25 protein-coding genes are annotated in these 25,844 nt (G+C 70.2%); 10 read left to right on the top strand and 15 right to left on the bottom strand.

The features are described from left to right. Positions 1-119: 119 nt before the first annotated feature. The 4 genes from AW270_RS21305 to AW270_RS21290 form a co-directional block, all read right to left on the bottom strand. The gene (locus tag AW270_RS21305; RefSeq protein WP_061296889.1) at positions 120-782 is read right to left on the bottom strand and encodes a hypothetical protein; all 663 of its coding nucleotides are present in this window, start codon (positions 780-782) and stop codon (positions 120-122) included. Between the two features lie 175 nt (positions 783-957). Continuing rightward, positions 958-1,971, bottom strand: coding sequence for a zinc metalloprotease (locus tag AW270_RS21300; RefSeq protein WP_082801723.1), 1,014 nt, complete (start codon positions 1,969-1,971; stop codon positions 958-960). Positions 1,972-2,052: 81 nt separating this feature from the next. After that, on the bottom strand, positions 2,053-2,316 hold the full coding sequence (locus AW270_RS21295) for a DUF3039 domain-containing protein (protein ID WP_030455569.1): 264 nt from the start codon (positions 2,314-2,316) through the stop codon (positions 2,053-2,055). 70 nt (positions 2,317-2,386) lie between these two features. Then, the gene (locus AW270_RS21290; protein ID WP_061296888.1) at positions 2,387-3,952 is read right to left on the bottom strand and encodes a DHA2 family efflux MFS transporter permease subunit; all 1,566 of its coding nucleotides are present in this window, start codon (positions 3,950-3,952) and stop codon (positions 2,387-2,389) included. A gap of 133 nt (positions 3,953-4,085) precedes the next feature. On the opposite strand from AW270_RS21290, the gene AW270_RS21285 reads away from it, so the two are divergent. Together AW270_RS21285 and AW270_RS21280 are read left to right on the top strand one after the other, a co-directional pair. After that, entirely contained in the window at positions 4,086-4,691 is a 606-nt protein-coding gene (locus AW270_RS21285) for a TetR/AcrR family transcriptional regulator (RefSeq protein ID WP_061296887.1), read from the top strand. Between the two features lie 157 nt (positions 4,692-4,848). After that, positions 4,849-5,379, top strand: a complete 531-nt coding sequence (locus AW270_RS21280; RefSeq protein WP_061296886.1) for an RICIN domain-containing protein — start codon at positions 4,849-4,851, stop codon at positions 5,377-5,379. A gap of 19 nt (positions 5,380-5,398) precedes the next feature. Here AW270_RS21280 and AW270_RS21275 read toward each other — a convergent pair whose 3' ends face one another. Next, positions 5,399-5,977, bottom strand: coding sequence for a YqgE/AlgH family protein (locus AW270_RS21275; protein ID WP_061296885.1), 579 nt, complete (start codon positions 5,975-5,977; stop codon positions 5,399-5,401). Positions 5,978-6,099: 122 nt separating this feature from the next. On the opposite strand from AW270_RS21275, the gene AW270_RS21270 reads away from it, so the two are divergent. Continuing rightward, positions 6,100-7,338: a hypothetical protein gene (locus AW270_RS21270; protein WP_157522351.1), complete on the top strand. Its 1,239-nt coding sequence runs from the start codon at positions 6,100-6,102 to the stop codon at positions 7,336-7,338. Positions 7,339-7,481: 143 nt separating this feature from the next. On the opposite strand, the gene AW270_RS21265 is transcribed toward AW270_RS21270, so the two are convergent. The 3 genes from AW270_RS21265 to icmA form a co-directional block, all read right to left on the bottom strand. Beyond that, a complete protein-coding gene (locus tag AW270_RS21265; protein WP_061296883.1) occupies positions 7,482-8,891 on the bottom strand; it encodes an NAD-dependent malic enzyme in 1,410 nt (469 codons plus the stop codon). Positions 8,892-8,961: 70 nt separating this feature from the next. Further along, on the bottom strand, positions 8,962-9,894 hold the full coding sequence (locus AW270_RS21260; protein ID WP_061296882.1) for a tetratricopeptide repeat protein: 933 nt from the start codon (positions 9,892-9,894) through the stop codon (positions 8,962-8,964). Positions 9,895-10,055: 161 nt separating this feature from the next. Continuing rightward, positions 10,056-11,717: a coenzyme B12-dependent isobutyryl-CoA mutase large subunit gene (gene icmA / locus AW270_RS21255; RefSeq protein WP_061296881.1), complete on the bottom strand. Its 1,662-nt coding sequence runs from the start codon at positions 11,715-11,717 to the stop codon at positions 10,056-10,058. Between the two features lie 165 nt (positions 11,718-11,882). Here icmA and AW270_RS21250 point away from each other — a divergent pair, with 165 nt between their 5' ends. Further along, positions 11,883-13,622, top strand: coding sequence for a S8 family serine peptidase (locus AW270_RS21250; RefSeq protein WP_061296880.1), 1,740 nt, complete (start codon positions 11,883-11,885; stop codon positions 13,620-13,622). A 30-nt stretch (positions 13,623-13,652) separates the two neighbouring features. Here AW270_RS21250 and AW270_RS21245 read toward each other — a convergent pair whose 3' ends face one another. Next, positions 13,653-14,177 (bottom strand): MarR family winged helix-turn-helix transcriptional regulator, encoded by a 525-nt coding sequence (locus tag AW270_RS21245; protein WP_061296879.1) that lies wholly within the window; start codon positions 14,175-14,177, stop codon positions 13,653-13,655. A gap of 135 nt (positions 14,178-14,312) precedes the next feature. Between AW270_RS21245 and AW270_RS21240 the strand changes: the two genes are divergently transcribed. Next, a complete protein-coding gene (locus tag AW270_RS21240) occupies positions 14,313-15,590 on the top strand; it encodes a hypothetical protein (RefSeq protein WP_157522348.1) in 1,278 nt (425 codons plus the stop codon). A gap of 73 nt (positions 15,591-15,663) precedes the next feature. Next, on the top strand, positions 15,664-16,305 hold the full coding sequence (locus AW270_RS21235; RefSeq protein WP_061296877.1) for a DUF4230 domain-containing protein: 642 nt from the start codon (positions 15,664-15,666) through the stop codon (positions 16,303-16,305). On the opposite strand, the gene AW270_RS21230 is transcribed toward AW270_RS21235, so the two are convergent. From AW270_RS21230 to AW270_RS21220, 3 genes are all read right to left on the bottom strand, one after another. Beyond that, entirely contained in the window at positions 16,302-17,195 is an 894-nt protein-coding gene (locus AW270_RS21230; RefSeq protein ID WP_061296876.1) for a sulfotransferase family protein, read from the bottom strand. The two genes, AW270_RS21235 and AW270_RS21230, sit on opposite strands and share 4 nt — an antisense overlap. Before the next feature lie 65 nt (positions 17,196-17,260). Beyond that, entirely contained in the window at positions 17,261-18,187 is a 927-nt protein-coding gene (gene meaB / locus AW270_RS21225; protein ID WP_157522345.1) for a methylmalonyl Co-A mutase-associated GTPase MeaB, read from the bottom strand. Further along, on the bottom strand, positions 18,184-19,341 hold the full coding sequence (locus tag AW270_RS21220; protein WP_061296874.1) for an acetyl-CoA C-acetyltransferase: 1,158 nt from the start codon (positions 19,339-19,341) through the stop codon (positions 18,184-18,186). The genes meaB and AW270_RS21220 overlap by 4 nt, the downstream gene beginning before the upstream one ends. 82 nt (positions 19,342-19,423) lie before the next feature. Here AW270_RS21220 and mce point away from each other — a divergent pair, with 82 nt between their 5' ends. After that, positions 19,424-19,846, top strand: a complete 423-nt coding sequence (gene mce / locus AW270_RS21215; protein WP_061296873.1) for a methylmalonyl-CoA epimerase — start codon at positions 19,424-19,426, stop codon at positions 19,844-19,846. A 189-nt stretch (positions 19,847-20,035) separates the two neighbouring features. Then, positions 20,036-21,331 (top strand): DivIVA domain-containing protein, encoded by a 1,296-nt coding sequence (locus AW270_RS21210; RefSeq protein WP_061296872.1) that lies wholly within the window; start codon positions 20,036-20,038, stop codon positions 21,329-21,331. A gap of 272 nt (positions 21,332-21,603) precedes the next feature. On the opposite strand, the gene AW270_RS21205 is transcribed toward AW270_RS21210, so the two are convergent. Both AW270_RS21205 and AW270_RS21200 read right to left on the bottom strand, forming a co-directional pair. Beyond that, the gene (locus tag AW270_RS21205; RefSeq protein WP_063819288.1) at positions 21,604-22,551 is read right to left on the bottom strand and encodes a LuxR C-terminal-related transcriptional regulator; all 948 of its coding nucleotides are present in this window, start codon (positions 22,549-22,551) and stop codon (positions 21,604-21,606) included. Positions 22,552-22,770: 219 nt separating this feature from the next. Then, positions 22,771-23,166, bottom strand: coding sequence for an ATP-binding protein (locus AW270_RS21200; protein ID WP_061296870.1), 396 nt, complete (start codon positions 23,164-23,166; stop codon positions 22,771-22,773). 193 nt (positions 23,167-23,359) lie between these two features. Between AW270_RS21200 and AW270_RS21195 the strand changes: the two genes are divergently transcribed. Next, complete coding sequence (locus AW270_RS21195; protein ID WP_061296869.1) at positions 23,360-24,565, top strand: helix-turn-helix domain-containing protein; 1,206 nt, start codon at positions 23,360-23,362, stop codon at positions 24,563-24,565. Beyond that, positions 24,562-25,098: a GNAT family N-acetyltransferase gene (locus AW270_RS39665; RefSeq protein ID WP_061296868.1), complete on the top strand. Its 537-nt coding sequence runs from the start codon at positions 24,562-24,564 to the stop codon at positions 25,096-25,098. Before AW270_RS21195 ends, AW270_RS39665 begins: the two co-directional genes overlap by 4 nt. On the opposite strand, the gene AW270_RS21185 is transcribed toward AW270_RS39665, so the two are convergent. Continuing rightward, positions 25,085-25,843 (bottom strand): alpha/beta fold hydrolase, encoded by a 759-nt coding sequence (locus AW270_RS21185; protein ID WP_061296867.1) that lies wholly within the window; start codon positions 25,841-25,843, stop codon positions 25,085-25,087. The two genes, AW270_RS39665 and AW270_RS21185, sit on opposite strands and share 14 nt — an antisense overlap. Position 25,844 lies beyond the last annotated feature (1 nt).

The following is a 25,844-nucleotide window of genomic DNA, read 5'->3' as shown; positions in this document are numbered from 1 at the left end:
CGCCGGTCACTCGGACATTGCCGTATCTATCGGTTCCCCTCACGTGGCCTCAGAGTAGTCGGACCGACCGACAAGACGTGCCGAGGCCGCGAGATCCTCGCCATCGTGCCTGGTAAGTGCTATCGCGCGCCCGCCATGATCGTGTCTATCTCACGCCGGGAGGCCGGGTCGTCGGGGTGCGCGAGGCCCAGCAGCACGACGCTGCGCCCTTCCGGCGCGGTCAGCACGGTCACCCGCAGGAAGGCCGGCTGGTTCACCACGTCGCGGTAGGAGGCCCTGACCGCGTAGGTGTGGCCGGTGCGCCCGCCGGTCGCGACCTTCTCGTCGTCGACGACGTCGACGGTGTCGCCGTGCAGCAGCAGCTGCGAGTAGGTCTTGGCGAGCTTGAGCAGCGCGGGACGCGGATCGGCCGCGTCGAGCTTCTCCCCCGGCCGGGCCATCACGGCGGCCCGGTCGCCGCTGCCCGCGACCGAGGTGAACCCGGTGACCGGCGCCAGCGTGCCCTCGTGCCAGCCGGGCGGCAGCGGGTAGCTCAGGTCGGCCAGGTCGTCGGTGACCAGAACCGTCTCGACCGGCGCGGCCGGGCGGTTCACCACCAGGAAGACGACCCCGCCGACGACGAGACCCGCGCCCAGCGACGTGAGCGCGATGGCGAGGAGGCGGCGGTACCGGCGCGGGATGCGGCGCGGAGGCGGGGCGGGGGTGCCGTACCAGCGGGCGGACGGCGGCAGGTCGTCCTGTCCCGCGTCGGCGGTGGGCGGCCAGACCCTCCGCTCATCCATGCCGCCAAGTCAGCCACGCCGGAGCCCCAGCCGTCAACAAAGATCAGCCATTCGGTATCAGGGCGAAGAACTCTTCTCCGTTACGGCTCCGCCCACCCCGGCGCCGACCGCCGTCTGCGGTCCTCGCCGTATCCGGCGCCAACCGGTCGCGCGGGGCTGACGCACCCGGACGCCCTCAGCCGCGCCCGCGCGGCAGGAACAGCGAACCCGTCAGGTCCCCCGGGCGGGGCGGCGCGAACGGGGTCTGGCCCGACTGGGTGCCGAGGAGACCGGCGGTCCCGCCCGAGCGGGTCTGGGTGGCCGCCAGGCCGCCCCGGTAGGTCACCCAGGCCTGCCGCATCCGCAGGCCCTGTCCGGCGGTGAACTGGTTCATGCAGCGGTCGTGGGCGTAGTCCATGAAGTTGTGGATCGGGTCCTCACCGGGCGCCGTGCAGGAGTCGCGCCGCTCGGGGCAGCCCTCGGTCGGCGTGGCCTGGTAGGGGGTGTCGTCGACGGAGTCGCCCGGTTCGGTGCAGCCGTTCTCGAAGGTGTGGACGAGGCCCAGCCAGTGGCCGATCTCGTGGACGCCGGTGAAGCCGAAGTTGAAGTTGCGCAGCGCGCCGCCGGGCAGGGTCCGCCAGTCGATCACCACGCCGTCGTGGCGGGGGTTGCCGGTGTACCAGTTCGGATAGGTCGCGTAGCCCAGAACCAGTTCGCCGAGCTGGGAGACGTACAGGTTGAGAGTCTCCGAGCCGCCCCGGCGCAGCTGCGACTTCATGGGGTCTTCCAGGCCGAGCGGGTTGCGGAACCAGTCGCGGTTGTCGGTGCGGGTGATGCCGCGCAGCGCGAACCGCACGCCCGTGTCGGCGCCGCCGTAGCCGCCCGCGTAGGCGCGGTTGAGCACGTTCACCTGCTCGCGGACCGCCGCGTCGGGCGCTCCGACGAGGCCGTCGGTGAGCACGTGGATCCACAGCGGCACGGTCACCGTCGCGGGGATCGGCCCGGGGTGGTTGCGCAGGGCCGCGTTCATCTGGGCGAGCTCGGTGGCGCTCAGCGGGCGGGGCTCGGCCCGGCCTGACGTGCGCTCCGGCGCCGGGCAGTCGTGGTCGTGCCCGTGCCCATGGCCGTGCCCGCGTGAGGCGCCTTCGGCGGGTGTGGCCGCCCAGGAGAGCAGGCATGCCAAAGAGACGGCGAGAACACGCCGGGCCATTCGTTTCCCCCGATGCGACCGGTCCGGACCAGAGTTCGAACGCTAGCCGCATCGGAGTCGATCAAGAGGTAGTGACACCCGTCACTTGTCGTCGCCCGACTCGCCCTTGGGGAGACCCTCGTAGATCTCCTTGCACTCGGGGCAGACGGGATACTTCTTCGGGTCGCGGCTGGGCACCCACACCTTGCCGCAGATCGCCCGCACCGGCGCACCCGTGATGTAGCTCTCGGTGACCTTGTTGCGGTCGGCGTAGTGGCTGAACCGCTCATGGTCGCCGTCGCCGCCGTGTGACGTGCGCGGGACGACCTCGGTCTTCTGGTCGGGAAGAATTTTCGTACTGCTCACCCACGCGAGTCTACAAACACCGGCGGCCCCCGCCACCAAGGGACGGGAGCCGCCGGGGCGCGTTTCGGGGTCAGCCGATGTGGACCGCCGCGCCCTCGGTCTTGCGGCCCGCCCGCACCAGCAGGGCGATGACCGCCGCGAAGACCGCCACGCCGGCGCTCACCTCGAAGCCGAGGTGGAGGCCGTCCATGAACGAGGAGTGGGAGGCGTTGGTCACCGCGCCGGCGATCTGCTCGGGCAGGCCCTGGGGGGCGGCGCCGTAGGAGGCGCCCTCCTTGAGCAGTTCGAGGTCACCCGGCGGAATCGCCTGGGCCACGGGGCCGAGGTAGCTCTCGTACACGGAGGCGACCTTCGCCGAGACGATCGCGCCGAGGATCGCGGTGCCCAGCGCGCCGCCGACCTGCATGGCCGACTGCTGGAGGCCGCCCGCGACACCCGACAGCTCCTCGGGGGCGTTGCCCACGATGATCTCGGTGGCGCCGACGAAGACCGGCGACAGGCCGAAGGCCAGCAGCACGAAGGGGATGGCGCTGTCGAGGAACGTCGCGTCGATCGACAGGCGCGACATCAGGAACATCGCGACGGCGGTGATGAGCATGCCGCCCGAGATCATGACGCGCGGCCCGAGCTTGCCGATCAGCACTCCGGCCAGCGGCGAGGCGACGATCATGCCCGCGCTCATCGGCAGCATGCGCAGGCCCGACTCCAGCGGCGAGAGCCCGTGGACGCCCTGGAAGAAGAAGGTCAGGAAGAACATCGCGCCGAACATCGAGAACGCGGTGAGGATCATCAGCGTCGTGCCGACGGAGAAAGAGACGTTGCGGAACAGGCCCAGCGGGACCAGGGGCTCGCGGACCCGGGTCTGCCACCAGAGGAACGCGGCGAGGAACACGATCGCGATGCCGAGGGAGATCAGCGTGCCGGTGTCGCCCCAGCCCCACTCGGGGGCCTTGATGATCGCCCACACCAGCGAGAACATCATGATCGACAAGAACACGACGCCCAGCCAGTCGACCTTGGAGAGGAACACCGCCTTGCTCTCGCGCAGCGCCCACCAGCCCACGGCGAGGGCGATGACGCCGACCGGCACGTTGACGAAGAACACCGACTGCCAGCTGACGTGTTCGACCAGCAGGCCGCCCACGATCGGGCCGGCCGCCGACGACAGGCCGATGATGCCACCCCATGCGCCCATGGCCATGTTCAGGCGGTCACCGGGGAAGGCCATGCGCAGCAGCGCCAGCGCGGCGGGCTGGAGCAGCGCGCCGAAGAGACCCTGGAGCACGCGGAAGGCGATCAGGGGACCGATCGAGGAGGTGAGACCGATGGCGAGCGAGGTCAGCGCGAAGCCGACGACGCCGATCAGGAAGATGCGCTTGTGGCCGAAGATGTCACCGAGCTTGCCGGCGGTGATGAGGAAGACCGCCAAGGCCAGCAGATATCCGCTGGTCACCCACTGGATGTCGGCGAGGGATGCGTTGAGCTCCGCCTGGATGACGGGGTTGGCGATGGCGACGACGGTGCCGTCGAGCATCACCATGATCACGCCGAGGGAGACGGCCAGCAGGGTCAGCCATGGCCGGGCCGGGGCGGCGTCCTCCTGAACCTCCTTCGGCATGGAAGTGGTCTGGGACATGACAGGTTCTCCCCCAATAGAAAGTCAACGCGACGTAGATTATGTCAGCCCATGACAGATGACAAACTGTTTTATCCGACATACCCTGACAAACGGCAGCTGGTGAACGACATGTTTCGAGGAGGTGACAGCGATGGGTCTGCGTGAGCGCAAGAAGGCCAAGACGCGCGTCGCGCTCATCGACGCCGCCCTCGACCTGTTCCTGGCGCAGGGTTACGAGGCGACGACGATCGACCAGATCGCAGCGGCGGTCGACGTGTCGCCCCGCACGTTCTTCCGCTACTTCGGTTCAAAGGAGGAAGTGGCGCTGGCACCCGCCGCCGACGCCCAGGACGTATTTCTATCGGAGCTCCACGTCCGTCCCGCATCCGAGTCCCCGTTTGCGGCCCTCGCCCAGGCCATGCGGGGCGCGGTGGCCCTGCTGCGGGAGGGCGAGCCGGAGGACCGGCAGCGTTTCATCAAGGCCCGTCAGGTGGTCGAGGCCAGCCCGATGATCTTCGCGGGCCAGATGCGCCTGATGATGGCCAACGAACAGCGGATCTTAGAAGAGGTGGCCCGCCGGCGCGGCGTCGACGACCTGCGCAGCCAGTTCGTGACGGCGACCTTCACGAGCACGATCAGGGTCGGCTTCGAGAACTGCACCCTGGAGGAACTGAGCGACCTCGACGGCATGACCCAACGCCTGGAGGAGACCTTCGCCCTGGTCGACGAGGTGATGGCGCCAGGCTGGGACGGGTGACCCGGGCCGCGAAGGGGCTCGCGCCCCTCGCGGCACATCGCCGTGTCCGGAAGCTGACGCGGCCATGGAAAACAGGCGGGGACCGGCTGATAATCCACGCGTACGGCTCTTCCTATGCACCTGAAGACGTCATGCCGGTCACGTCGAAAGGCAGAAGATGCGTCCGTCGAAACGCGCCCTGGCTGTGCTTGCCGCCGCCGCCCTGCTGCTGATCCCCGCCCTGCCCGCCCGGGCCGCCACGTCGTTCACCTTCGGCAACCTGCACAGCGCCAAGTGCCTTGAAGTGGCCTATTCGAGCCTGGCCGACCTCGCCGCCGTCGGCCAGTACACATGCCATGCGGGGAACAACCAGAAGTGGAACATCGTGGCGGCCGGTGGAGGGTGGCAGACGCTGGTCAACGTCCACAGCGGGAAGTGCCTGGACGTCCTGGGCTGGAGCACCGCCGACTTCGCGACCGTCACGCAGTTCACCTGCCACGGCGGAGCCAACCAGAAATGGGAGCTCGTCCAGGTCACGGTCGGCCCCGGCCAGCCGAACAACAGGATGATGCTGCGCAACCAGCACAGCCTCAAGTGCCTGGAGATCCTCAACTACAGCACCGCGGACTTCGGCGAGGCGGTGCAGTACAGCTGCTACGAGGGCGCCAATCAGGTGTGGGCGTCACCGCAGTGGTTCTGGCCCACCTGATCGCCGCCGGGGCGGCGCGTCAGTTCTGGGACGGGTCGTCGGGATAGCTGGCCACGAAGGCCAGTTCGCCCGGTTGGCGGCGGAGCACCGTGCGCCACAGGGAGCCCGGGTTCGGGTGGAAGGTGTCTCCCGGTTCCGAGTCCACGATGTACCAGGCTCCCTGGGCGATCTCGCCCGACAGCTGTCCCTGGGTCCAGCCCGCGTACCCGGCGAAGATCCGCATCTGGGATATCTCCCCCGCCAGGATCTCCGGGGGCGCGTCGAGGTCGACGGTGCCGAGGCGGCTGACGCCCCGCCGTCCCGTGTGGAGGCGGCGCCAGCCGAGGGGTTCGGCGCCGCTCATGACGACGGCCAGAGCCAGGGCGCTGTCGGTCTGGACGGGGCCGCCCTCGAACAGCACCGACGGACCGGTCACCAGGGGATCCCAGGTGGGGAGGACAGAGGTGACGCTGATGTCGCTCGGTCTGTTGATCACCACGCCGAGCGTGCCGCCGTCTTCGTCGTGCTCCAGGACGAGCACGACACTACGCCGGAAGTTCGGGTCGTCGAGCAGTGGCGTCGCCACAAGTAGCCCACCGACGTAGATCGACTCCGCCATACCCTCCATGATGCGACAGGAAGGCCGATTCGCGCACGTCACCCCACCCCGTTACTCTGTGTTACGAAATCGAGGGACATGGGAACTCTCCGTACCAGAAGGATCTTGGTGGAGGGGGACCCGTGGGACACAGGACGACGGCACGCAGGGCGTTCGCCCTGCTGGCCACACCGATGGCGGCGGCGCTGCTGCTGCCCGCGGAGGCGCTCGCGGCCCCGCCTCCGCTCCAGGTGAGATACGGGAAGATCGACTGTGCCTCCGGCGACGTGACGGTCACCATCGTCAACCAGGGGGCCGCCCCCCACGAGTACACCCTCTACCGCGACGGCGACGTCATGGCCCGGGGCCGCGCCGAGGCGAGCATGACCACGCAGGAGTCGGTCCGGATCACCCGCAGCGCCCGTCTCAAGGTCTTCGGCGGCGCGGAGCAGGTCTCCGAACGCTGGATCGACGCCTGCGAGGCGTCCACCCGGACGGCGAGCCTCCAGAAGAAGAACGACGAGGGCGCCGAAGACGTCCACCACGGCATCTTCGACTTCGGCAGGTGGAGCCAGAACCAGCCTGACCGCCAGGAGGAGCAGGGCGAGCGCGGCGGCCTGTTCGACTCCGGCAAGGGGGATCAGAACCAGTCCGGCCGGCAAGAGGAACAGGGCGAACGCGGGGGCCTGTTCGATCCCAGCAGGTGGAGCCAGAACCAGCCTGACCGCCAGGAGGAGCAGGGCGAGCGCGGGGGCCTGTTCGACTTCGGCAAATGGGGCCAGAACCAGCCCGGCCACCAAGAGGAACAGGGCGAGCGCGGGGGCCTGTTCGACTTCGGCAAATGGGGCCAGAACCACTCCGACCACCAGGAGAAGGGCGAGCACCGCGGCATCTTCGACTTCGGCAGGTGGGGCGAGGTCCTCAGCGGTCGCCACGAGCACAGGGAAGGCCACCACGGCGACGGCTGGCACCACCACGACCATCACGGCGACCACCATGGGGACCACGGCGGAGGTTGGTGGGACCGCGAGGAGCGCGGCTGGTGGGACAACGACCACCACCGCCACGGCGACCACTACCGCGACCACCACGGAGACCACGGCGGCGGCTGGTGGGGCGACGGCAACGGCCGCAACTGGTGGGACCGCGAGGAGGACCACGGCCCCGGCCACGGGCCGGCAGAGGGTTGGGGCGAGGCCGAGGGCATCGGCTGGTGGAACCGCGACCGCCTTCACGACGCGGACACGCTCCCCTTCACCGGCCCGCCCGCCGACCTGTGGGGCAAGGTCGCCACGGCGGGCGGCCTGGTCATCATGGGCGGCGTCTTGTGGTGGCTCGCCCGCGTGTGGCCCCGCCACACGTTCCCGATGACCCGCCGCTAGAACGAACCACGGCCATGGCACGCGCGTCAACGTGCCGGGAGAAAACCGAAGCGGCTCGGCCCGGACAACCGGACCGAGCCGAATCCCGTGATCGGTCGCGGTGCCGGGCTTCGCGCGGCACCGCCCCCGTCACGTACAGAGGATCAGGCCTCGGTGAAGCCTCTGGCCTTGCCGCCCGCCGACTCACGGACCGCCGCCGCGACGGCACCCGCCACGTCAGGGTGGAAGACGCTGGGCACGATGTAGTTCGGGCCGAGCTCCTCCGGCGAGACGACCGCCGCCAGGGCATGGGCCGCGGCCAGGAGCATCTCCTGGGTCACCCCGTTGGCCTGGGCGTCGAGCAGCCCCCGGAACACCCCCGGGAAGGCCAGCACGTTGTTGATCTGGTTGGGGTAGTCGGACCGGCCGGTCGCCACGACGGCGGCGTGCTCGCGGGCGTCGTCGGGTGACACCTCGGGCTCGGGGTTGGCCAGGGCGAAGACCACCGCGTCGGAGTTCATCGTCGCGATGTCGTCGCCGTTGAGGATGCCCGGCGCGGACACGCCGATGAAGACGTCGGCGCCCTTGACCGCGCCGCGCAGGTCTTCGCAGTAGCCGTCGGCGTTGGTGTGCTCGGCGATCCAGCGCAGCGAGTCGTCGAGGTCGTCGCGGCCCAGGTGGACCGCGCCCAGGTAGTCGCACACGATGACGTTCCGCGCCCCGGCGGCGAGCAGCAGGCGCAGGACCGCCGTCCCGGCCGCGCCGGCGCCGGCCAGCGTGATGCGGACGTCGGACAGTTCCTTGCGGACGACGCGCAGCGCGTTGGTCAGCGCGGCCAGCACGACGATCGCGGTGCCGTGCTGGTCGTCGTGGAAGACGGGGATGTCGACGAGTTCGCGCAGACGGCGCTCGATCTCGAAGCAGCGGGGCGCCGAGATGTCCTCCAGGTTGATGCCGCCGAAGCCGGGCGAGATGGCCCGGACGATCTCGACGATCTGGTCGGCGTCCTGGGTGTCGAGGCAGATGGGCCAGGCGTCGATGCCGGCGAACCGCTTGAAGAGGGCGGCCTTGCCCTCCATCACGGGCAGCGCGGCGGCGGGGCCAATGTTGCCCAGGCCCAGGACGGCCGAGCCGTCGGTCACGACGGCGACCGAGTTGCGCTTGATGGTCAGGCGGCGGGCGTCTTCGGGGTTGCGGGCGATCGCCATCGAGACGCGGGCCACGCCGGGGGTGTAGGCCATCGAGAGGTCGTCGCGGTTCCGGAGCGGGACCTTCGACTTCATCTCGATCTTGCCGCCGAGGTGCATCAGGAAGGTCCGGTCGGAGACCTTGTGGATGGCCACGCCCTCGACCTCGCCCAGGCGGTCGACGATCGCCTGGGCGTGGTCGGTGTCGCGCGCGGCGCAGGTGACGTCGATGCGCAGCTTCTCGTGTCCGGCGTTGGTCACGTCGAGGGCGGTGACGATGCCCCCGGCGTTCTCGACCGCGTGGGTGAGCTGGCTCACCGCCTTGCCCCCCGCGGGCACTTCCAGACGGACGGTGATCGAATAGGACACGCTGGGCACGGTAGCCACGTCAACCCGCTCCTTTGCGCATTGGGTGTGGGTCCAATCGTGCCACCATCCAGCAGGTGATATGCCCGGATCAGAAGAGCGCCGAGGCGAGCCCTCGTCGTGCCTTGGCCACCGCGGGGTCGTCGGCGGGCAGGGTCTCGAACAGGCTGAGGAGATGGACGCGGGCCTTGTCGCGGTCGTCTCCGGCGGTCTTGCGGATCAGCGCGATGAGCCGGTTGAAGGCCTCGTCGACCTGACCGCCGAGGAGTTCGACGTCGGCGGCCTGGGTCTGGAGGGCGACGTCGGCGGGCGACTGGGCGGCGCGGGCCAGCACGTCGGAGGGGTCGAGGTCGAGGGTGCGGCTGAGCAGGCCGACCCCGGCCAGGCCGATCTTGGCCTCTTCGTTGCCGGGCTGGCGGGCGAGCAGCCGCTGGAAGGCCTGGGCGGCGGCGTCGAGGTCGCCGTCTTCGATGGCCATGTCGGCGGCCAGCAGGTCGGGGTCGACGGCCGGTTCCTGCGGGGTCTCCTCGTCGCCCTCACCGGGCGGCGGCAGCGCGACGCCGAGCTGCTCGAAGACCTGGGCGATGGCCTGGCGGAGCTGCGGCTCGGACAGCGGGCCCTCGAACAGCGGCATGAGCTGCCCCTGGAAGGCCAGGTAGACGGTGGGGATGGCGCGCATCCGCAGCGCCTGGGCCAGTTCGGGGTTGGCCTCGACGTCGACCCGGGCCAGCAGCCAGGCGCCCTTGGCCTCGGCGGCGAGCTGCTCCAGCGCGCGGCTGAACTCCTGCACCTGCGCGGCGCGCGGCACCGTCGCCTCGACGACGATCGGCACCCCCATCGAGCGTTCCACGACCTCGGCCGTGAACGTCGCGGCGTTCGCGTCGATGATCTCCGGCGCCGCTCCGGGGGCGGCCGGGTTCTGCGCGGCGGCCTCCCGCCGGGCCTGCGCGTCGAGGGCCTGCTTACGGGCGCCGAGATCGATGGCCCCATAGAGCGATCCTGGTCGAGAAAAGTCCGCTGCCATAAGCCCAATCCTGCCGTATCGGCGAGGGCCCCCACTCCCCACCCCGATCAACCCGGGATTCTTTCTTTCCGTTACGGCTCCGCCTGCCCCGGCCTCCTCCCGCCGCCCCGGGCGCCCGCCTGCCATGGCGCCCAGGGCCGCTGGAGTCCCCGCCGCGACGACTAGAAGCGGGGCGGTTCGGTGTAGGTCCCCCACTCGTCCCGCAGGACGTCGCAGATCTCGCCGAGCGTGGCCTCGCGCCGGGCGCACTCGATCATCGGCGGCACCATGTTCCCGGTCCCCCGCGCCACCTCGACGAGCTCGCGCAGGGAGGCGTCGACCGCCGCCTGGTCACGGGAGGACCGCCGGGCGGCGAGCACCCGGTTCTGCTCCTTCTCCACCTCGTGGCTGATCCGCAGGATCTCCAGCGGCTCCTCGGTGGTGGCGGTGTGGCAGTTGACCCCGACGATCTTCTTCTCGCCTTTCTCGAGCTTGCGCTGGTAGTCGAAGGCCGCCTCGGCGATCTCCGACATGAACCACCCGTCCTCGATCCCCCGCAGGATGCCCCCGGTCATGGTCCCGTCGGGCCCCATCCGGCGGATCTTCGCGAAGATCGCCTCGGCCTCCTCCTCCAGGCGGTCGGTCAGCGCCTCGACGTACCAGGAGCCGCCGAGCGGGTCGGCCACGTTGACGACCTCGGTCTCCTCCATGATCACCTGCTGGGTGCGCAGCGCGATCTCGGCCGCCTTGGCCGACGGGAGGGCCAGCACCTCGTCGAGGGCGTTGGTGTGGAGCGACTGCGTCCCCCCGAGCACGGCGGCCAAGGCCTCGATGGCGGTCCGGACGATGTTGTTGTCGGGCTGCTGCGCGGTCAGCGACACCCCGGCGGTCTGGGTGTGGAAGCGCAGCCACTGGGCCTTGTCGGTCTTGGCGCCGTAGACGTCGCGCATCCAGCGCGCCCAGATGCGGCGGGCGGCCCGGAACTTGGCGATCTCCTCGAAGAAGTCGACGTGGGCGTCGAAGAAGAACGACAGGCCGGGGGCGAACACGTCGACGTCGAGCCCCCGCGACAGGCCCAGCTCCACGTAGCCGAACCCGTCGGCGAGGGTGAAGGCGAGCTCCTGCGCCGCCGTGGAACCGGCCTCGCGGATGTGGTAGCCGGAGACCGACAGCGGCTTGTAGGCGGGGATCTCGGCGGCGCAGTACTCCATCAGGTCGCCGATGAGGCGCAGGTGGGGCTCGGGGGCGAACAGCCACTCCTTCTGCGCGATGTACTCCTTGAAGATGTCGGTCTGCAGGGTCCCGTTGAGGGCGCGGGCCGGGACGCCCTGGCGTTCGGCCGCCACCACGTACATGCAGAAGATCGGCACCGCCGGGCCGCTGATGGTCATCGACGTCGTCACCTCGCCCAGCGGGATGCCGTCGAAGAGCAGGTCCATGTCGAGGGCGCTGTCGATCGCGACGCCGCAGTGGCCGACCTCGCCGAGCGAGCGGGCGTCGTCGGAGTCGCGGCCCATCAGGGTCGGCATGTCGAAGGCGACCGACAGGCCGCCGCCGCCCGCGCCGAGGATCATCTTGTAACGCTCATTGGTCTGCCTGGCGTTGCCGAAGCCGGCGAACTGGCGGATGGTCCAGGGCCGCCCCCGGTAGCCGGTCGGGTGGAGGCCCCGGGTGAAGGGGAACTCCCCCGGCCAGCCGATGCGCCCGAACCTCGGATCAGGCGCGGTGGGCCCGTAGACCGGGTCGACCGGCAGCCCCGACAGGGTGCGGAACTCGCGGTCGCGTTTCGGCGCGGCGTCGAACCTGGCCTGCCAGCGTGCCCGGCCGGAGTTGATCTCGTCCATGTGACCTCCCGCCCAGATACTAGGACGTCCTACTAGTTATCGCCACAGTTGGAGAGATCAACACCGCAATGTCACACCTTGGTAGCGAATTTCAACAGGGCTATGACACAGCCCGTCAATCACCAAATATGAGCGTCGTCCCAATCTGCCTACAGGGAGGTGGCAGTGAAGCGCAGCATCGTCATCGCGTCCGCCGTGGTGTTAGCCGCAGCGGCGCTGGCGGCGCCCGCAGCGACGGCGCAGGCTCAGGCCCCAGCCGTCGCGGCCGACACCACTAGTGAGTACGTCGTCCTTTACAAGGAAGGCGCCGATCCCGCCCAGGCCCAGAAGGCCGTCCAGGCGGCCGGCGGCTCCATCGTCAAGGTCAACACCGCCGTCGGCGTCGCCACGGTGACCAGCGGCAACGCCGCTTTCGCGACGGCCGTCACGGCGAGCCCGCTGATCGAGGGGGTCGCCCACAACCGGGCGATCGGCCATGCCCCCGCGGTCAACGCGCGCGCCAAGGCCGCGCTCAAGAAGGCCGTCGAGTCCCGCGCCGTCGAGAAGGACGGCCGCGGCCACGGGCAGGGCCCGCTCGGCATAAAGTGGGGCAAGAAGCCCTCCGCCGAGCCGCTCGACGAGGCCCAGTGGGACCTCGACCAGATGAAGGCCAACGAGGCGCACAAGTACGAGACCGGCGACAAGCGGGTCCTCGTCGGCATCCTCGACACCGGCGTCGACGGCACCCACCCCGACATCGCCCCGAACTTCAGCAACCGGCTGAGCCGCAACTTCACCACCGACGTCCCGGTCGACGCCAACGGCGACGTGATCGACGGTCCGTGTGAGGACGAGCCGGACCAGTCGTGCAGCGACCCGGCCAACGTCGACGAGGACGGTCACGGCACCCACGTCGCCTCGTCGATCGCCTCGCCGCTGAACAAGCTGGGCATCGCGGGCGTGGCCCCGAACGTGACGATCGTCAACATCCGGGCCGGCCAGGACTCGGGCTACTTCTTCCTGCAGCCCTCGGTCGACGCGCTCACCTACGCCGGCGACATCGGCGTCGACGTCGTCAACATGAGCTACTACATCGACCCGTGGCTCTTCAACTGCGTCGACAACCCGGCCGACTCCCCCGCCGCCCGCGCGGAGCAGGCGACCATCATCAAGGCCACCCAGCGGGCGCTGAACTACGCGCACCGCAAGGGCGTCACCCTGGTGGGCGCGGCCGGCAACGAGGCGATCGACTACACCAAGACCAACGTCGACTCGGGCAGCCCCGACTTCGCCAGCGAGCCGGGCGAGGTGGCCTACGACCGGACCATCCCGCCGAGCTGCATCTCGCTTCCGGGCGAGGGCGAGCACGTGATCTCCGTCTCCTCGACGGGCATCAGCAAGCGCAAGTCGTACTACTCCAGCTACGGCAACGGGTACATCGACGTCGCGGCCCCCGGCGGCGACGTCTACGACACGCCCGGCAACACCCGTGACATCACCCGGGCGACCCTGTCGGCCTACCCCGAGTCGCTGGCCCGCGCCAACGGGGAGATCGACGAGAACGGCGACCCGACCGTCGAGTACGTGGTGAAGGACTGCAAGGGCACGACCTGCGCCTACTACCAGTACCTCCAGGGCACCTCGATGGCCTCGCCGCGCGCGGCGGGCGTCGCCGCCCTGATCGTCAGCAAGTACGGCCGCCCGACCTGGGGCGGCGGCTTCGGCCTCGACCCCGACCAGGTGGAGGCCCGCCTCAAGGCGACCGCGGTCAAGACGCCGTGCCCGCCCGGCGGCGTGTACAACTACACCCGCATCACGCCGGCCGGTGCCACCGTCACCGCGTCGCACACCTGCGAGGGCAACACCTTCCGGAACGGCTTCTACGGTTCCGGCATCGTGAACGCGCTCAAGGCCGTGGGCCACTAGCCCGATCGGACGACCACGGGGCCCGTCTCGCTACCGCGAGGCGGGTCCTTCGCCGTCGGGGTGGAAGTCGCCGGCCGAGACCCGCAGGGTCCGCAGGTTGTCGAACATCTCCTTGAGGGCGGTGTCGTCGTACATGCCGAGACCGAAGTCGGCCCCCATCAGGTCGGCGGTGGCTCCCCTGACGGCCGCGCGCCCGGCCTCGGTGATCTCGGCGAGGACGCCGCGCCCGTCGTGGGGGTTGCGCATGCGCCTGACCAGGCCGGCCTTCTCCAAGCGGTCGACGGTGTTGGTCACGCTCGTCGGGTGGACCATGAGCCGCTCCCCGATCTTGGACAGCGGCAGGGAACCGGTCCGGCTGAAGGTCAGCAGGACGAGTGCCTCGTAGCGGGCGAAGGTCAAGTCATAGGGCTTGAGCAGCGCGTCCAGTTGCGCGATCAGGATCTGGTGGGCTCTCATGATCGAGGTGACCGCGGCCATGGCGGACGACGGACCGAACCGCTCCCGCCACGTCTCGGCGGCGCGCTCGATGGGGTCGAACGGCAGGTTGAGGGGCACGCGCCTACCGTAGCGCGGGGATAGTCCGGTTTGGGACTTCACGCACCGTGACCAAACTCAGTCCTTGACCTGAAGAAGCACCCCCCAAACATTACGCTCCGTTATGGTTATCGGGGTTCGGACGGGGGGTCCTACATGGGGCGTGAGCACAGGGGCGTGTCACGCGAGGAGCTGAAGCAGAGCGCGGTCGTGACGGTCACCGTGCTGCTCGCCCTCGGTCTGGTGACGGCCTGGACGGTGCTCATCCCCGGCGTGATGGCCTGGGACAACATCGTGCTGGCGGTGATCGGCTCGGTCCGGCTGACCGGGCCGGTGGCGTGCGCGTTCGCGGCCTGGGTGGCGGTGCGCAAGCGCCGCGTGAAGAACCGTCCCGAGGGCTGGCGGGTGCTGAAGGCGCCGCTGGCGATCCTCGCGGTCGTGGTCGGCTCATTCGGCGCGACCATGCTGGTGCTGTCGCTGCGGGCGGTCACCGACGAGCAGGCGGGCCGGCTGCTGCCCAGCGGCCTGGCCATGGGGGCGGCGGGCCTGGTGCTGTACGTCGTCCTCGGCTGGCTCATCGGCTGGCTGGTGCCCTATCCGATCACCCCGATGCTGGCCGGCTTCACCGTCTACGCGGTCTTCGCCTGGATCTCCGGCCGCACGACCTGGGCCGACCGCCTGGCCCCCGGGACCCGGGAGCCCTACGACCTGTTCGAGGGGCTGAGCGCCACCGCGTTCATCGACCAGACCCTGTGGCTGCTGGGTCTCAGCCTGGCGCTGCTCATGGGCTGGATGGCCGCGGTGACCCGCCATTCGCTGGCGCTGGCCGCCGCGATGCTGTCGGTGCTCGCCGCCGGGGTCGGGGTCGCCCGGCTGGTCGCCGACCACCGCACCCATCCGGGTCAGGTGGCCTACTCGTGCCAGGACTGGCCGATCACGGTGTGCGTCCACCCCGGCATGAAGGAGGGCCTGCCCGAACTCGGCACCGCCTTCACCGGCATCGCCGCCCGGCTGAGCGGCACCCCGGCCGCGTTCAACCGGGTCGAACAGCACTCACGCAAGACCGACGGGACGCTGGGGAGCGGTGTGGTCCCCATCCATGTCGACGACCTCGGCGCCGGCTACGCCGACCGGGCCGCGCGCGAGTTCGTCGAGCGTCTGTCCCATCCGTGTCCCGCGCAGCGCGGCGCGGGCTACCGCGAGATCGTGCTGGCCTGGCTGCGCGGCGAGCCGCTGCCGCCGGGCGACTACCCCGAACACCAGACCGCGTCGGCCTGGTTCGCGGTGCTGACCGAACAGCAGCGCCGCGAGTGGCTGCGCATGTACTACGCCGACTTCGCCAACTGCCGGTTGCAGGCGGCCCACTTCGGCGCGTCGGCGTACACCCATCCGGTTCCGAGTCCTACCGTCATGTCTGGCCCGCAAGCGAGGTGAAACGGCGGGGTTTGCGGGAAGATGTGACACCGTGACCGGACAGACTCGCGCACCGCTCTCGCAGCCTGCCCCCGTGAGGCGTGGCCCCCGCCGCGCCTGGCGCTGGCTCGCCGGGCTGCTGTTCGCCGCGCTCCTCCTCGTGGTGGGCGGCCGGCTGGCCTGGACGTGGCTCGACCCCTTCGGGGAACAGTCCATCGACCGCAGCCAGCCCGCGCTGCTCCAGTCGATCCAGAACATGAGCCGCTACCAGGCCGCGACCGGGAACTTCCAGGTCATCGTCGACCTGGAGAAGGACGCGGCGTACCTGCCCGACGCCATCAAGGGCAGCCGCACCCTGTTCGTCGGCGCCGGCACGGTCGACGCCTACGTCGAGTTCGGCGGCCTCACCGGCGACGCCATCACCGTCTCGGAAGACCGCAAGTCGGTGACGGTGACCCTCCCGCACGCCGAGTTGGAGAAGCCCAGCCTCGACAACAGCCGCTCCTACGTCTACGCCCAGGAGCGCGGCCTCATCGACCGCGCCCAGGACTTCCTGTCGTCGAACCCGCCCAGCCAGAACGAGCTCTATCTGCTGGCCGAGAAGAAGATCACCGAAGCGGCGACCGCCAGCGACCTGCGCAACCGCGCCGACCAGAACACCAAGTCGGCCATCGAGGGCATGATGAAGGCGCTCGGCTTCACCAACGTCACGGTGAACTACGGGGCCGAGCCCTAGATGTAGCCCCACTTCTCGGCGACGTCCCGGAGCATCTCCGGGACCTCCTCGGGGGCGGGGAGGGCGCGGCCGGGCTGGACCTTCCCGGTCTGGATCTTGTCGCGCCAGTCGCCGATGCCCTTGGTGAAGTCGGTCGGCTTGTTGTGGCGGCCGTAGTCGAGCATCGCCTCCTCGAACGGGATGCGCAGGGTGGCGCACAGCGCGCGCAGTTCGTTCTCGGGGTCGGTGGTCAGCTTCTCGTAGCTGATCTCGTGGCCCGGCAGGCGGTGGCGCGCCTCCTCCAGGTACTTCATGTACTGGAAGGTGTGGCGCACCGCTTCGTGCATCGGCCGCTTGACCGGGTCGGCCTCGTGCCACGAGCGGGCGATCGAGAGCGGGTGGCGGAGCAGGAAGACGAACCGCGCGTCGGGCCAGCAGACCGACAGGCGCTTCCAGGCGAACACGTTGCTCGGGGTCTTCTCCACCAGCGTCGGCTTGCCCGAGCGGATGAGCTCGCGGTGCAGCAGCCGGTCCCACAGCAGGTGTTCGACGTCGCTCTGGTTGTGGCCGAGCGCCACGACCGCCTGGCGCACCGGCTCGGTGTTCAAATTGGTGGATATACGGCGGAAGTGGGTCTCAATAGGCGAGTGCAACTGGGAGTGGCTGTTCATCATCGCCCGCAGCAAGGTCGACCCCGACCGGGGCGGCGAGAGGATGAACACCGGCGCGCGCAGCAGCCGGTCAGACTCAAGATCGGCCGGGGGCCGGGCCACATCGCCCTCAAGACGCGCCGGCAGCGCGGGGGTCATCGGCTTCGGCGGCGGAGCCGGCCGCGAGGGCAACTTCTGGCGCTGGATCGAATACCCGGTTACGCCCTCAAGGGTCGTATTGACCACTTGCTTCCACTTCATGGCTGGCACCGTAGGCACACCAAGTTAATCGGGGGTGAACTTCGACTGGGAAACGCCGAAGTCGGTCACAGGTCGGCGATCAGATCGTCAGCCGCAGTATAAGGGTCGGCAAGTCCGTCCAAGACGTGTTGAGCGAGACGGTCTAGCCGCAGGTCACGGGCCGGATGACCGAATCTGTGACGCAGCGCGCGCAGGGCGACGGCCTGGATCTCGTCGCGGGCCCGGGCGAGACGCCGGGACCTGCCCTCCCCCGTTACGTCCAGATGACGGGCGTGGTCGTCGAGCGCCTTCAGCAGGTCGCCGATCCCCTCGTCGCGGACGGCCACCGTCGGCACCACCGGGGGCCGCCACGCCGCGCCGCCCAGCGCGATCATGCTGCGCAGGTCGCGCACGGTCGACTGGGCCCCGTCGCGGTCGGCCTTGTTCACGACGAACACGTCGGCGATCTCCAGGATGCCCGCCTTGGCGGCCTGCACCCCGTCGCCCATGCCGGGGGCCAGCAGCACGACGGTGGTGTCGGCGAGGTCGCGGACGTCCACCTCGGCCTGGCCGACCCCGACGGTCTCGACGAGCACGACGTCGAAGGCGGCCGCGTCCAGGACGCGCAGCGCCTGGGGCACCGCCCACGACAGCCCGCCGAGGTGGCCCCGGGTGGCCATCGACCGGATGTAGACGCCGTCGTCGAGCGCGTGGTCCTGCATGCGCACCCGGTCGCCGAGCAGCGCGCCGCCGGTGAACGGCGACGACGGGTCGACGGCCAGCACGCCCACCCGCTCGCCCCGCGCCCGCAGCGCCTTGACCAGGGCCGCCGTCGAGGTCGACTTGCCGACGCCCGGCGAGCCGGTCAGGCCGATCACGCGGGCGCGACCCGGTGCCCTCAGCAGCGCCGCGGCCTCGCGGAGCTGCGCGTCCGACCCGCTCTCGACCAGGGAGATGAGGCGCGCGACGGCACGGGTGTCGCCGGCGCGCGCCCGGTCGGCGAGCTCTCTCACGCGGGAACGCTGATGATCAGGGCGTCGCCCTGCCCGCCGCCGCCGCACAGGCCCGCCGCGCCGCGCCCGCCGCCCCGGCGGCGCAGCTCGTGGGCGAGCGCCAGCACGATCCGGGCGCCCGACGCGCCGATCGGGTGACCGAGGGCGATGCCGCCGCCGTTGACGTTCACCTTGTCGAGGGAGATGTCCAGCTCCTTGGCCGACTGGAGCACGACCTGCGCGAACGCCTCGTTGATCTCGACCAGGTCGAGGTCGGCGGCCGACAGTCCCTGCTTGCCGAGCGCCTGGGCGATGGCGTTGGCGGGCTGCGACTGCAGCGAGTTGTCGGGGCCCGCGACGTTGCCGTGGGCGCCGATCTCGGCCAGCCAGCTCAGGCCCAGCTCCTCGGCCCTGGCCTTCGACATGACGACGACCGCGCACGCGCCGTCGGAGATCTGCGACGACGAACCGGCGGTGATGGTGCCGTCCTTGGTGAAGGCGGGGCGCAGCCGGGCCAGCTTCTCGGCCGTGGTGTCGGGGCGGACGCCCTCGTCGGTGGTGACGTCGTCAACGGCCACGATCTCGTCGTCGAACACGCCGTTCTTGACGGCGGCGGCGGCGAGCTGGTGGGAACGGGCGGCGTAGGCGTCCTGGTCCTCGCGCGAGATCTTGAGGCGGGCGTTGTGGCGCTCGGTCGACTCGCCCATGGCGATCTGGTCGTAGGCGTCGGTCAGCCCGTCGAACGCCATCGAGTCGAGGATCTCGGCCGAGCCGTATTTGACGCCCTTGCGCAGACCCGGCAGGAGGTGCGGCGCGTTGGACATCGATTCCATGCCGCCGGCGACGACGATGTCAAATTCCCCGGCCCGGATGAGCTGGTCGGCGAGCGCGATGGCGTCGAGGCCCGACAGGCACACCTTGTTGATCGTCAAGGACGGCACCGACATGGGAATGCCACCCCTAACGGCCGCCTGGCGTGAGGGCAACTGACCCGCGCCGGCCTGGAGGACCTGCCCCATGATCACGTACTGTACGTCGGCAGGGGCGACGCCGGCCCGGTCGAGGGCGGCCTTGATGGCGACACCGCCGAGCTCGACGGCGGACAGACCTGACAGGGCGCCGAGCAAGCGGCCGATGGGCGTGCGAGCTCCGGCGACGATGACGGAACCGGACATTGGAGGGCCTCCTACGCGATATGGGGGCGACGGTGTCACCATACCCAGCAGTCTTGAACGCACAGTCAAGGAGGGCCCCAGCATGTTTCTGCGCATCGACCACGTGGGCATCGCGTGCCACAACCTGGAAGAGAAGATCGAGTTCTACGAGTCGACCTTCGGTCTCGTCGTCGTCAGCCGCGAGGTCAACGAGGCGCAGGGGGTCCGCGAGGCCATGCTGCACGTGGCCGACGGCGAGGGTGGAACGAGCTACGTGCAGCTGCTCGAACCGCTGAGCCCGGAGACGGCCGTCGGCAAGTTCCTGGCCAAACGAGGCGAGGGCGTACACCACATCGGTTACGGAGTGGAAGACGTCACCAAGTCCATGGCAGAAATCGCCGCAAAAGGCGTCAGACTGATTGATGAACGCCCACGTCACGGCTCTATGGGTGCCTCTATCGCGTTTCTCCACCCCAAGGATGTGGGAGGAGTGCTGACAGAGCTGGTCGAGGCTCCGAGGGCGTAATGGAACGTAAGAAAGGTTCATACGTAACAAGTCGCGCAGAAAGTCCGTGGAGGCCTCCAACGGCGCACGCTCGGAGTACGCTGGCCTTCCACCGGACGTGGATCCCACCCTATTGGGCTCCTCGCCTCGGATGTCCGAAACCCCCCGTCCGGCCCGTGTAGCCGTCTCGACAACCCAGGATCGAGCCTCATGCAGTCCGACATCGATGCCCAGCTGAACAATTTCTTCGAAGACGCTCCCTCTCGGGAATTCGACGTGGTGCTCCGTGGCTATGACCGCCACCAGGTCCACGACCACTTGAAGCAGCTCGACACTGATTTGCGGCAGGCGCGTGAGCAGGTCGGATCACTTCAGCGTGATTTGTCCGACTCGCAGCGTCAGCTCCAGGAGCAGGAGCGTCCGACGTATTCGGGCCTCGGCGCCCGGATCGAGCAGCTCCTTCGTCTCGCGGAAGAGCAGGCCACCGAGCTGGTGCAGGCCGCACGGTCGGAGGCCAACGAGATCAAGGCGGCCGCCAAGGTCGACGCCGCCGACACTCGGGCCGCCGCTGAGAACGAGGCCGCCGAGAAGCGCGCCCTCGCCACTCGCGAGGCCGACGAGATGCGGACGGCCGCCGAGCGCGACGCCGAGGAGATCCGGGGCACGGCCAAGCGTGAGGCCGACGAGCTGACCAACACGACCGAGCGCGAGGTCGCCAAGCAGCGCGCCACGGCCGACCACGAGGTCGCCGAGAAGCGGGCCGACGCCGAGCGTGAGATCGCCAAGCTGCGCACCACCACCGAGCGTGAGGTCGCCCAGCTCCGCGCCAGCACCAAGCGCGAGCGCGACGAGATCCTGACGACCGCCAAGCGCCAGGCCGACGAGATGCGCGCCCAGGCCCAGCGGGTCCTGGAGGAGTCCGAGGCCAAGCGCGCCCAGGACGAGGCCGAGTTCGAGATCCAGCTCGCCAGCCGCCGCGAGGACGCCGAGCGCCAGGAAGCCGAGCGCCACGCCACCGCGCAGGCCAACACCCAGAAGCTGGTCGCCGAGGCCGAGCAGCGGGCGGCCACCGCCGAGCAGCGCGCCACCAAGGCCACCCAGCAGGCCGAGCAGACCCGGCGCGAGGCCGACACCCACGCCAAGCAGCTGCTCGCCAACGCCCGCAAGAACGCCGACCAGCTGGTCGCCGAGGCCAAGACGAGCGCCGAGTCGATCACGACCGACGCGAAGAACGAGGCCGAGCGCACCCGCAGCTCGATGCAGCGCCAGGTCGACGAGCTGACCCGCCAGCGCGACAGCATCACCAGCCACCTCGCCCAGCTCCGCCAGCTCCTCGGCGGCGCCGCCCTCCCGGGCATGGAGCCGGAGCCCGCGCCCGTCGTGGCCGCGCCGGTCAAGCCCGCCCTGTCGGCGGCACCCCCGGTGGAGCACAAGCCCGCGCCGAAGCCGGCGCCCGAGCCGGTCGCGGCCAAGGCCGACGACGACGCGGAGTGGTGGCAGGAGTAGCCACTAGGGATCGGTCTCGGGGCGAACGGACATAAAGCAGAGCCCGGCGGGGTTTCCCCGCCGGGCTCTGCTTTTGCTTCACACGGGGGGACGACCCCCCGAACCCCCGGTGCGAAAGGGCTTGCGCCCCCTCGCGCTCCCCCCGGCGTCGCGGGGGAGGCGGGAGCGGGCGGTTGGCGCCGGTTGCGGTGCGGGGCGGGAGCGGCGGGCGGGGCCGTGGTAGGCGGAGCCGTAACGGAGAAAAGAGCTTTCGGCCGTGCGCGGAGATACGTCTAGATCCAGCCCTTGCGGGCCGCCTGGACCCCGGCCTGGAAGCGGCCGGTCGCGCCCAGGCGGCTGAGGAGGGTCGCGATGCGGCGGCGGAGGGTGCGCTCGGACATGCCGAGCTGGCGGAGGATCGCCTCGTCCTTCATGCCGACGGCGAGCAGTTCGAGGATCTGCTGGTCGACCCCGTCGATCGCGCCCGTCCCGTTGCCCCACACGGGGGAGGCCTCCTGCCACAGGGTCTCGAACAGGGCGACGAGGGCGTTGGTGAGGGCGCTGCGTCCGACCACGACCGAGGTGAACCGGACCCCTTCCTCCCGGTCGGTGAGGGGGAGCAGCGCGGTGGACCGGTCGACCAGGATGAGTTTGATCGGCACCTCGGCCAGCACCCGGGCCTGCTCGCCCAGCGCGGTGACCTGGCGGATCTCGTCGAGCTTCTTGGGGATGTCGAGCACCAGCGAGGAGTAGAGCGCCCTGACCCGGACGCCGCGCGCCAGCGCGGACGACTCGGCCTCGATGGAGGTGCCGCTGGTGGCGTAGGGCGGGGTGTCGATGGCGAGGATCTCCTCCTGCGCCCCCGCGAGCAGTTCGGCCACCTTGCGCCCGGCCGCCGCGGCGCCCTCGACGACCTCGATGACCCGCCCCGGGTCGGCCCGCAGCAGGCCCTCCTGGAAGTCGGTCGCCAGTTCCTCGGCCTCGGCGGCGAGCCGGTCGAGCTCGGCCCGGCGGCGTCGGATCGCCGAGCCGATGGCCATCCGGGGGTCGGCGGGCCGGAACCCGTAGAGCGGGTCTGACTCCATGAGGCCGGTCTCCTGGAGACGCGACGAGGCGGCCTCGACGGCGTCCGGCGAGGATTCCAGGCGGCGCGCCGCCTCATCCGGCGTGATCTTGGGGTCACGCAGGAGGAGCCGGTAGAGACGCTCTTCGAGGGAGCTCAAGCCAATGGCTTCCCACATGGGACAACCTTGGCAGATTCCGGTCACTGACCGGTACCGGCCACCACAATTCGCGCAATCCACAAGGAATTCACGCCATCGTTGATACGTCTTCAGACCGGTGGCGCCGGTCCTTGAGGGAGGAAGACAAGTGCGGCCGGCGTTGAGGGAGGCGCCGGCCGTTCTTTTTTCCGCCGGACATGAGGCCGCGTCACTTTTCCGGCGCGAATGCGACCGATCTCACATCGGCGCGTCGACCACGGCCCAGACCACCTTGCCGCCCGTGACCGGCCGGCGGAAACCCCACCTCCGGGTCAGCACGGCCACGAGCATCAGCCCCCGGCCGCCGATGTCGTCGGGGCCGGGGTCCATGGGCCGGGGCGGCTCGCGTTCGGCGTCCCAGACCTCGATGACCACCTGCGCCGCCACCCGGTAGACGCCCAGGGCGACGTGCCCTTCGGGTTCGCTCACCTTCACCGCGTTGGAGATCAGCTCCGCGGTGACCAGTTCGGCCGCGCCCGCCAAATCGCCGAGACCCCAGGCGGCGAGCAGCGCGCGGACGCGGTCACGCGCGAGCGCGGCCGATCTCGGATGAGCGGGGAGCAGTTCGTATCGCGTCGCGACTTCGAGTGCCATGTGCGCATACCGCCCGCCCGATCGGAGCTCTCTTTTACGACATTTACCTCGAGAATTACATTCCGCCGCTTGCCAGATTCCTGAGCGTAAGCATCCCTACACTCGGAGTCAGCGTCCATTCATCGGCTGTCCAGTCGTGTCCCGTCGAATGCAGGACAGCGTTCCCCCCTGACGGCAGGGAGCTGTGCGCACTATGGAGTCATTCGGAGAGGCGCTTCGCCGCCTGAGAGGCGATCTCTCCATCCGGGGCCTCGCCCGCCGGTCCAACTGCTCTCCCAGTTACATCTCCGCCCTCGAATTCGGGAAGAACATCCCGAGTCCTCAGGTGGTCGCGGCGCTGGACGCCGCCCTGGGAGCCTGTGGAGAGTTGATCAGGCTGCACGACGTGGAGGTGGGTCCGACGGAACGACGCGAGGCTCTCGGCCTGATCGGGATCGTGCTGGGGAGCGCATCCGGAGCCCTTCCGGGGGCCGACGGGCTGGAACGCATCCGGATGCTGGTCGAACGCAGACTGGGCGGCCCCGACCTCGCCTTCTGGAAGGAGGTGGCCTGGGAGCACTCCCACGGCGTCGGCGCCCATCCCGCCACCGACGGGGTCGGCCGGCTCTCGGCCGACATCCTCGCCCTGGAGACGGCGCTGCCCCACGTGACGGGAGACCTCCGGCCGTGGGCCCGGGTGCGCGTCCGCCTGCTCTATCTGCTCGCCTACGCCCTCGCCGGGGCCGGGCGCGAACACGAGTCGCGCCGCTGGTGGGCCGCCGCCCGCCGCGCCTCCGCCGACGCGGGCGCCGACATGCGCGCGTTCGTCTCCGCGCAGGAGGCCATTCAGGCCCTGTACGAACGGAGGCCGCTCAGCCTGGTGCTGTCCCGGACCGACGAGGCCCTGGCGAGCGACCGGCCCTCCATCGCGCGGGCGCGGGCACTGGGCGCGCGGGCCCACGCGCGCGTGCTGCTGGGCGACCTCCCGGCGGCCTACGCCGACCTCGACGAGCAGGCCAGGGTCTTCGACCGGCTGCCCGACGAGATCACCCGCGACGCCGCGTCGGCCGAGGGCTGGCCGGTCACCCGCCTGCTGCACAGCCGCTCGCTCGTCTACACGCTGGCCGGACACCCCGGCACCGCCGCCGCCCAGGCGGAGGCCATCGCCGCCTATCCTCCCGGCACGGTCCGCCCGGTCGCCCAGATCAGGCTGCACGAGGCGATGACGGTCGTGCGCGCCGGACAGGTCGAAGACGGGCTCGCCCTCGCCGAGAAAGCGCTGGCCGCGACACAATCCACCGGATACTCCTGTTTTGTGGGGCAACTGGCGGCTATGGTCGCGGATCAGGCGCCCGCCGGACACGAGGCAGTCCGCTCCTTCCGCGACCGGTTGGCCGGCTTACGCGGAGGCATCCTGTGAACGTCACCTTCACCCACCTGACCGGTCCCGACGCGGCCGCCGTCGTCAACGACGACTTCACCGCCGTCTACACCCTCATCCGGGCCGAACCGCCCTACGACTCGGGCCCCCTCTACCACCCCGACCGCTACCGCGAACGCACCCGCGGCCAGCTCGACCGGCCCGGCTTCGAGGTCGTCGCGGTCGAAGACGGCGCCACCCTGGCGGGGTTCGCCTTCGGCCTGTCGATGCCGCCGGGCCGCTGGTGGGGCGGCGAGACGACCCCCGGGCCGCCGGAGATCGTCGAATCGTCCAAATACGCCGTTATCGAACTCAATCTGCGCGCCGAATATCGCGGCCGGGGAATCGGCAGACGTCTGCTCGCCGAATTGCTCAAGCGACGGAATGAGCCTTATGCGACATTACTGTCGCTTCCCGAGGCGGCCGCACACGACATTTATGAACATTGGGGCTGGAAAGTGGCGGGCACCTGCCGTCCGGCCCCCGACACGATGCGCGCCGACGTCATGGTGCTGGAGCTCAGAGCTCCTTGAGGAACGCCGAGACCGTGCGGTTGAAGGTCTCCGGGGTCTCGATCGCCGACAGGTGACCCGCCCGGCCGATCACCACCAGCCTGCCGTCGGGCAGCGCCTTCGCCATCGCCTCGGCGTCGGCGACCGGGGTGACCTTGTCCTCGTCGCCCACGATGACGAGCGCGGGCACGCTCAGCGCGCGCAGGGTGTCGAACGAGTCGGGCCGGGCCGCCATCGCGCGCTGCGCCCAGGCCGACGCCTGGGCCGGGGCCGCGCCGACCAGGCCGCGCACCCGGCCGACGACCATGCCGCGCCGCTCCAGCGAGGTGGCGCCGAGCAGGTTGGGGACGGAGTCGAGGAGGTCTCCCCCGTCGAGCACCCGCCGCGCGACGGCCTCGCGGTTCGCCGCCGCCTCGGGGGTGTCGGGCGACGCCTTCGTGTCGGCCAGGATCACCCCGGAAAGGCGCGACGGGTGGCGGCGGGCCAGCGCCATCGTGACGTAGCCGCCCATCGACAGGCCGCCGACGACCGCCTTGTCGAGACTCAGCGTGTCGAGGAGCTCGGCCACGTCGTCGGCCATCGCGTCGATCGAGGGCTCGTCGTCGCCGAGCCGCGAACCGCCGAACCCGCGCAGGTCAGGGGTGATGACCTGGTGGTCGCCCGACAGGCCCTCCCGCTGGGCCAGCCACATCGCCGACGACAGCGGGAAGCCGTGCAGCAGCACGAGCGGGGGGCCGGTTCCGGTCGTGCGCGTATGCAACTTCACC

This window comes from Herbidospora cretacea (assembly GCF_001570605.1).
Classification (GTDB): Bacteria; Actinomycetota; Actinomycetes; order Streptosporangiales; family Streptosporangiaceae; genus Herbidospora; species Herbidospora cretacea.
The sequence above is the reverse complement of the archived record's forward strand: the minus strand, read 5'-3'. Positions and strand labels throughout refer to the sequence as shown.

Coding starts and splice junctions, on each gene's coding strand:
- AW270_RS21305 (WP_061296889.1), bottom strand. CDS start 782: ATGGATGAGCGGAGGGTCTGGCCGCCCACCGCCGACGCGGGACAGGAC.
- AW270_RS21300 (WP_082801723.1), bottom strand. CDS start 1,971: ATGGCCCGGCGTGTTCTCGCCGTCTCTTTGGCATGCCTGCTCTCCTGG.
- AW270_RS21290 (WP_061296888.1), bottom strand. CDS start 3,952: ATGTCCCAGACCACTTCCATGCCGAAGGAGGTTCAGGAGGACGCCGCC.
- AW270_RS21285 (WP_061296887.1), top strand. CDS start 4,086: ATGGGTCTGCGTGAGCGCAAGAAGGCCAAGACGCGCGTCGCGCTCATC.
- AW270_RS21280 (WP_061296886.1), top strand. CDS start 4,849: ATGCGTCCGTCGAAACGCGCCCTGGCTGTGCTTGCCGCCGCCGCCCTG.
- AW270_RS21275 (WP_061296885.1), bottom strand. CDS start 5,977: ATGGCGGAGTCGATCTACGTCGGTGGGCTACTTGTGGCGACGCCACTG.
- AW270_RS21260 (WP_061296882.1), bottom strand. CDS start 9,894: ATGGCAGCGGACTTTTCTCGACCAGGATCGCTCTATGGGGCCATCGAT.
- icmA (WP_061296881.1), bottom strand. CDS start 11,717: ATGGACGAGATCAACTCCGGCCGGGCACGCTGGCAGGCCAGGTTCGAC.
- AW270_RS21240 (WP_157522348.1), top strand. CDS start 14,313: ATGGGGCGTGAGCACAGGGGCGTGTCACGCGAGGAGCTGAAGCAGAGC.
- AW270_RS21230 (WP_061296876.1), bottom strand. CDS start 17,195: ATGAAGTGGAAGCAAGTGGTCAATACGACCCTTGAGGGCGTAACCGGG.
- AW270_RS21220 (WP_061296874.1), bottom strand. CDS start 19,341: ATGTCCGGTTCCGTCATCGTCGCCGGAGCTCGCACGCCCATCGGCCGC.
- mce (WP_061296873.1), top strand. CDS start 19,424: ATGTTTCTGCGCATCGACCACGTGGGCATCGCGTGCCACAACCTGGAA.
- AW270_RS21210 (WP_061296872.1), top strand. CDS start 20,036: ATGCAGTCCGACATCGATGCCCAGCTGAACAATTTCTTCGAAGACGCT.
- AW270_RS21205 (WP_063819288.1), bottom strand. CDS start 22,551: ATGTGGGAAGCCATTGGCTTGAGCTCCCTCGAAGAGCGTCTCTACCGG.
- AW270_RS21200 (WP_061296870.1), bottom strand. CDS start 23,166: ATGGCACTCGAAGTCGCGACGCGATACGAACTGCTCCCCGCTCATCCG.
- AW270_RS21195 (WP_061296869.1), top strand. CDS start 23,360: ATGGAGTCATTCGGAGAGGCGCTTCGCCGCCTGAGAGGCGATCTCTCC.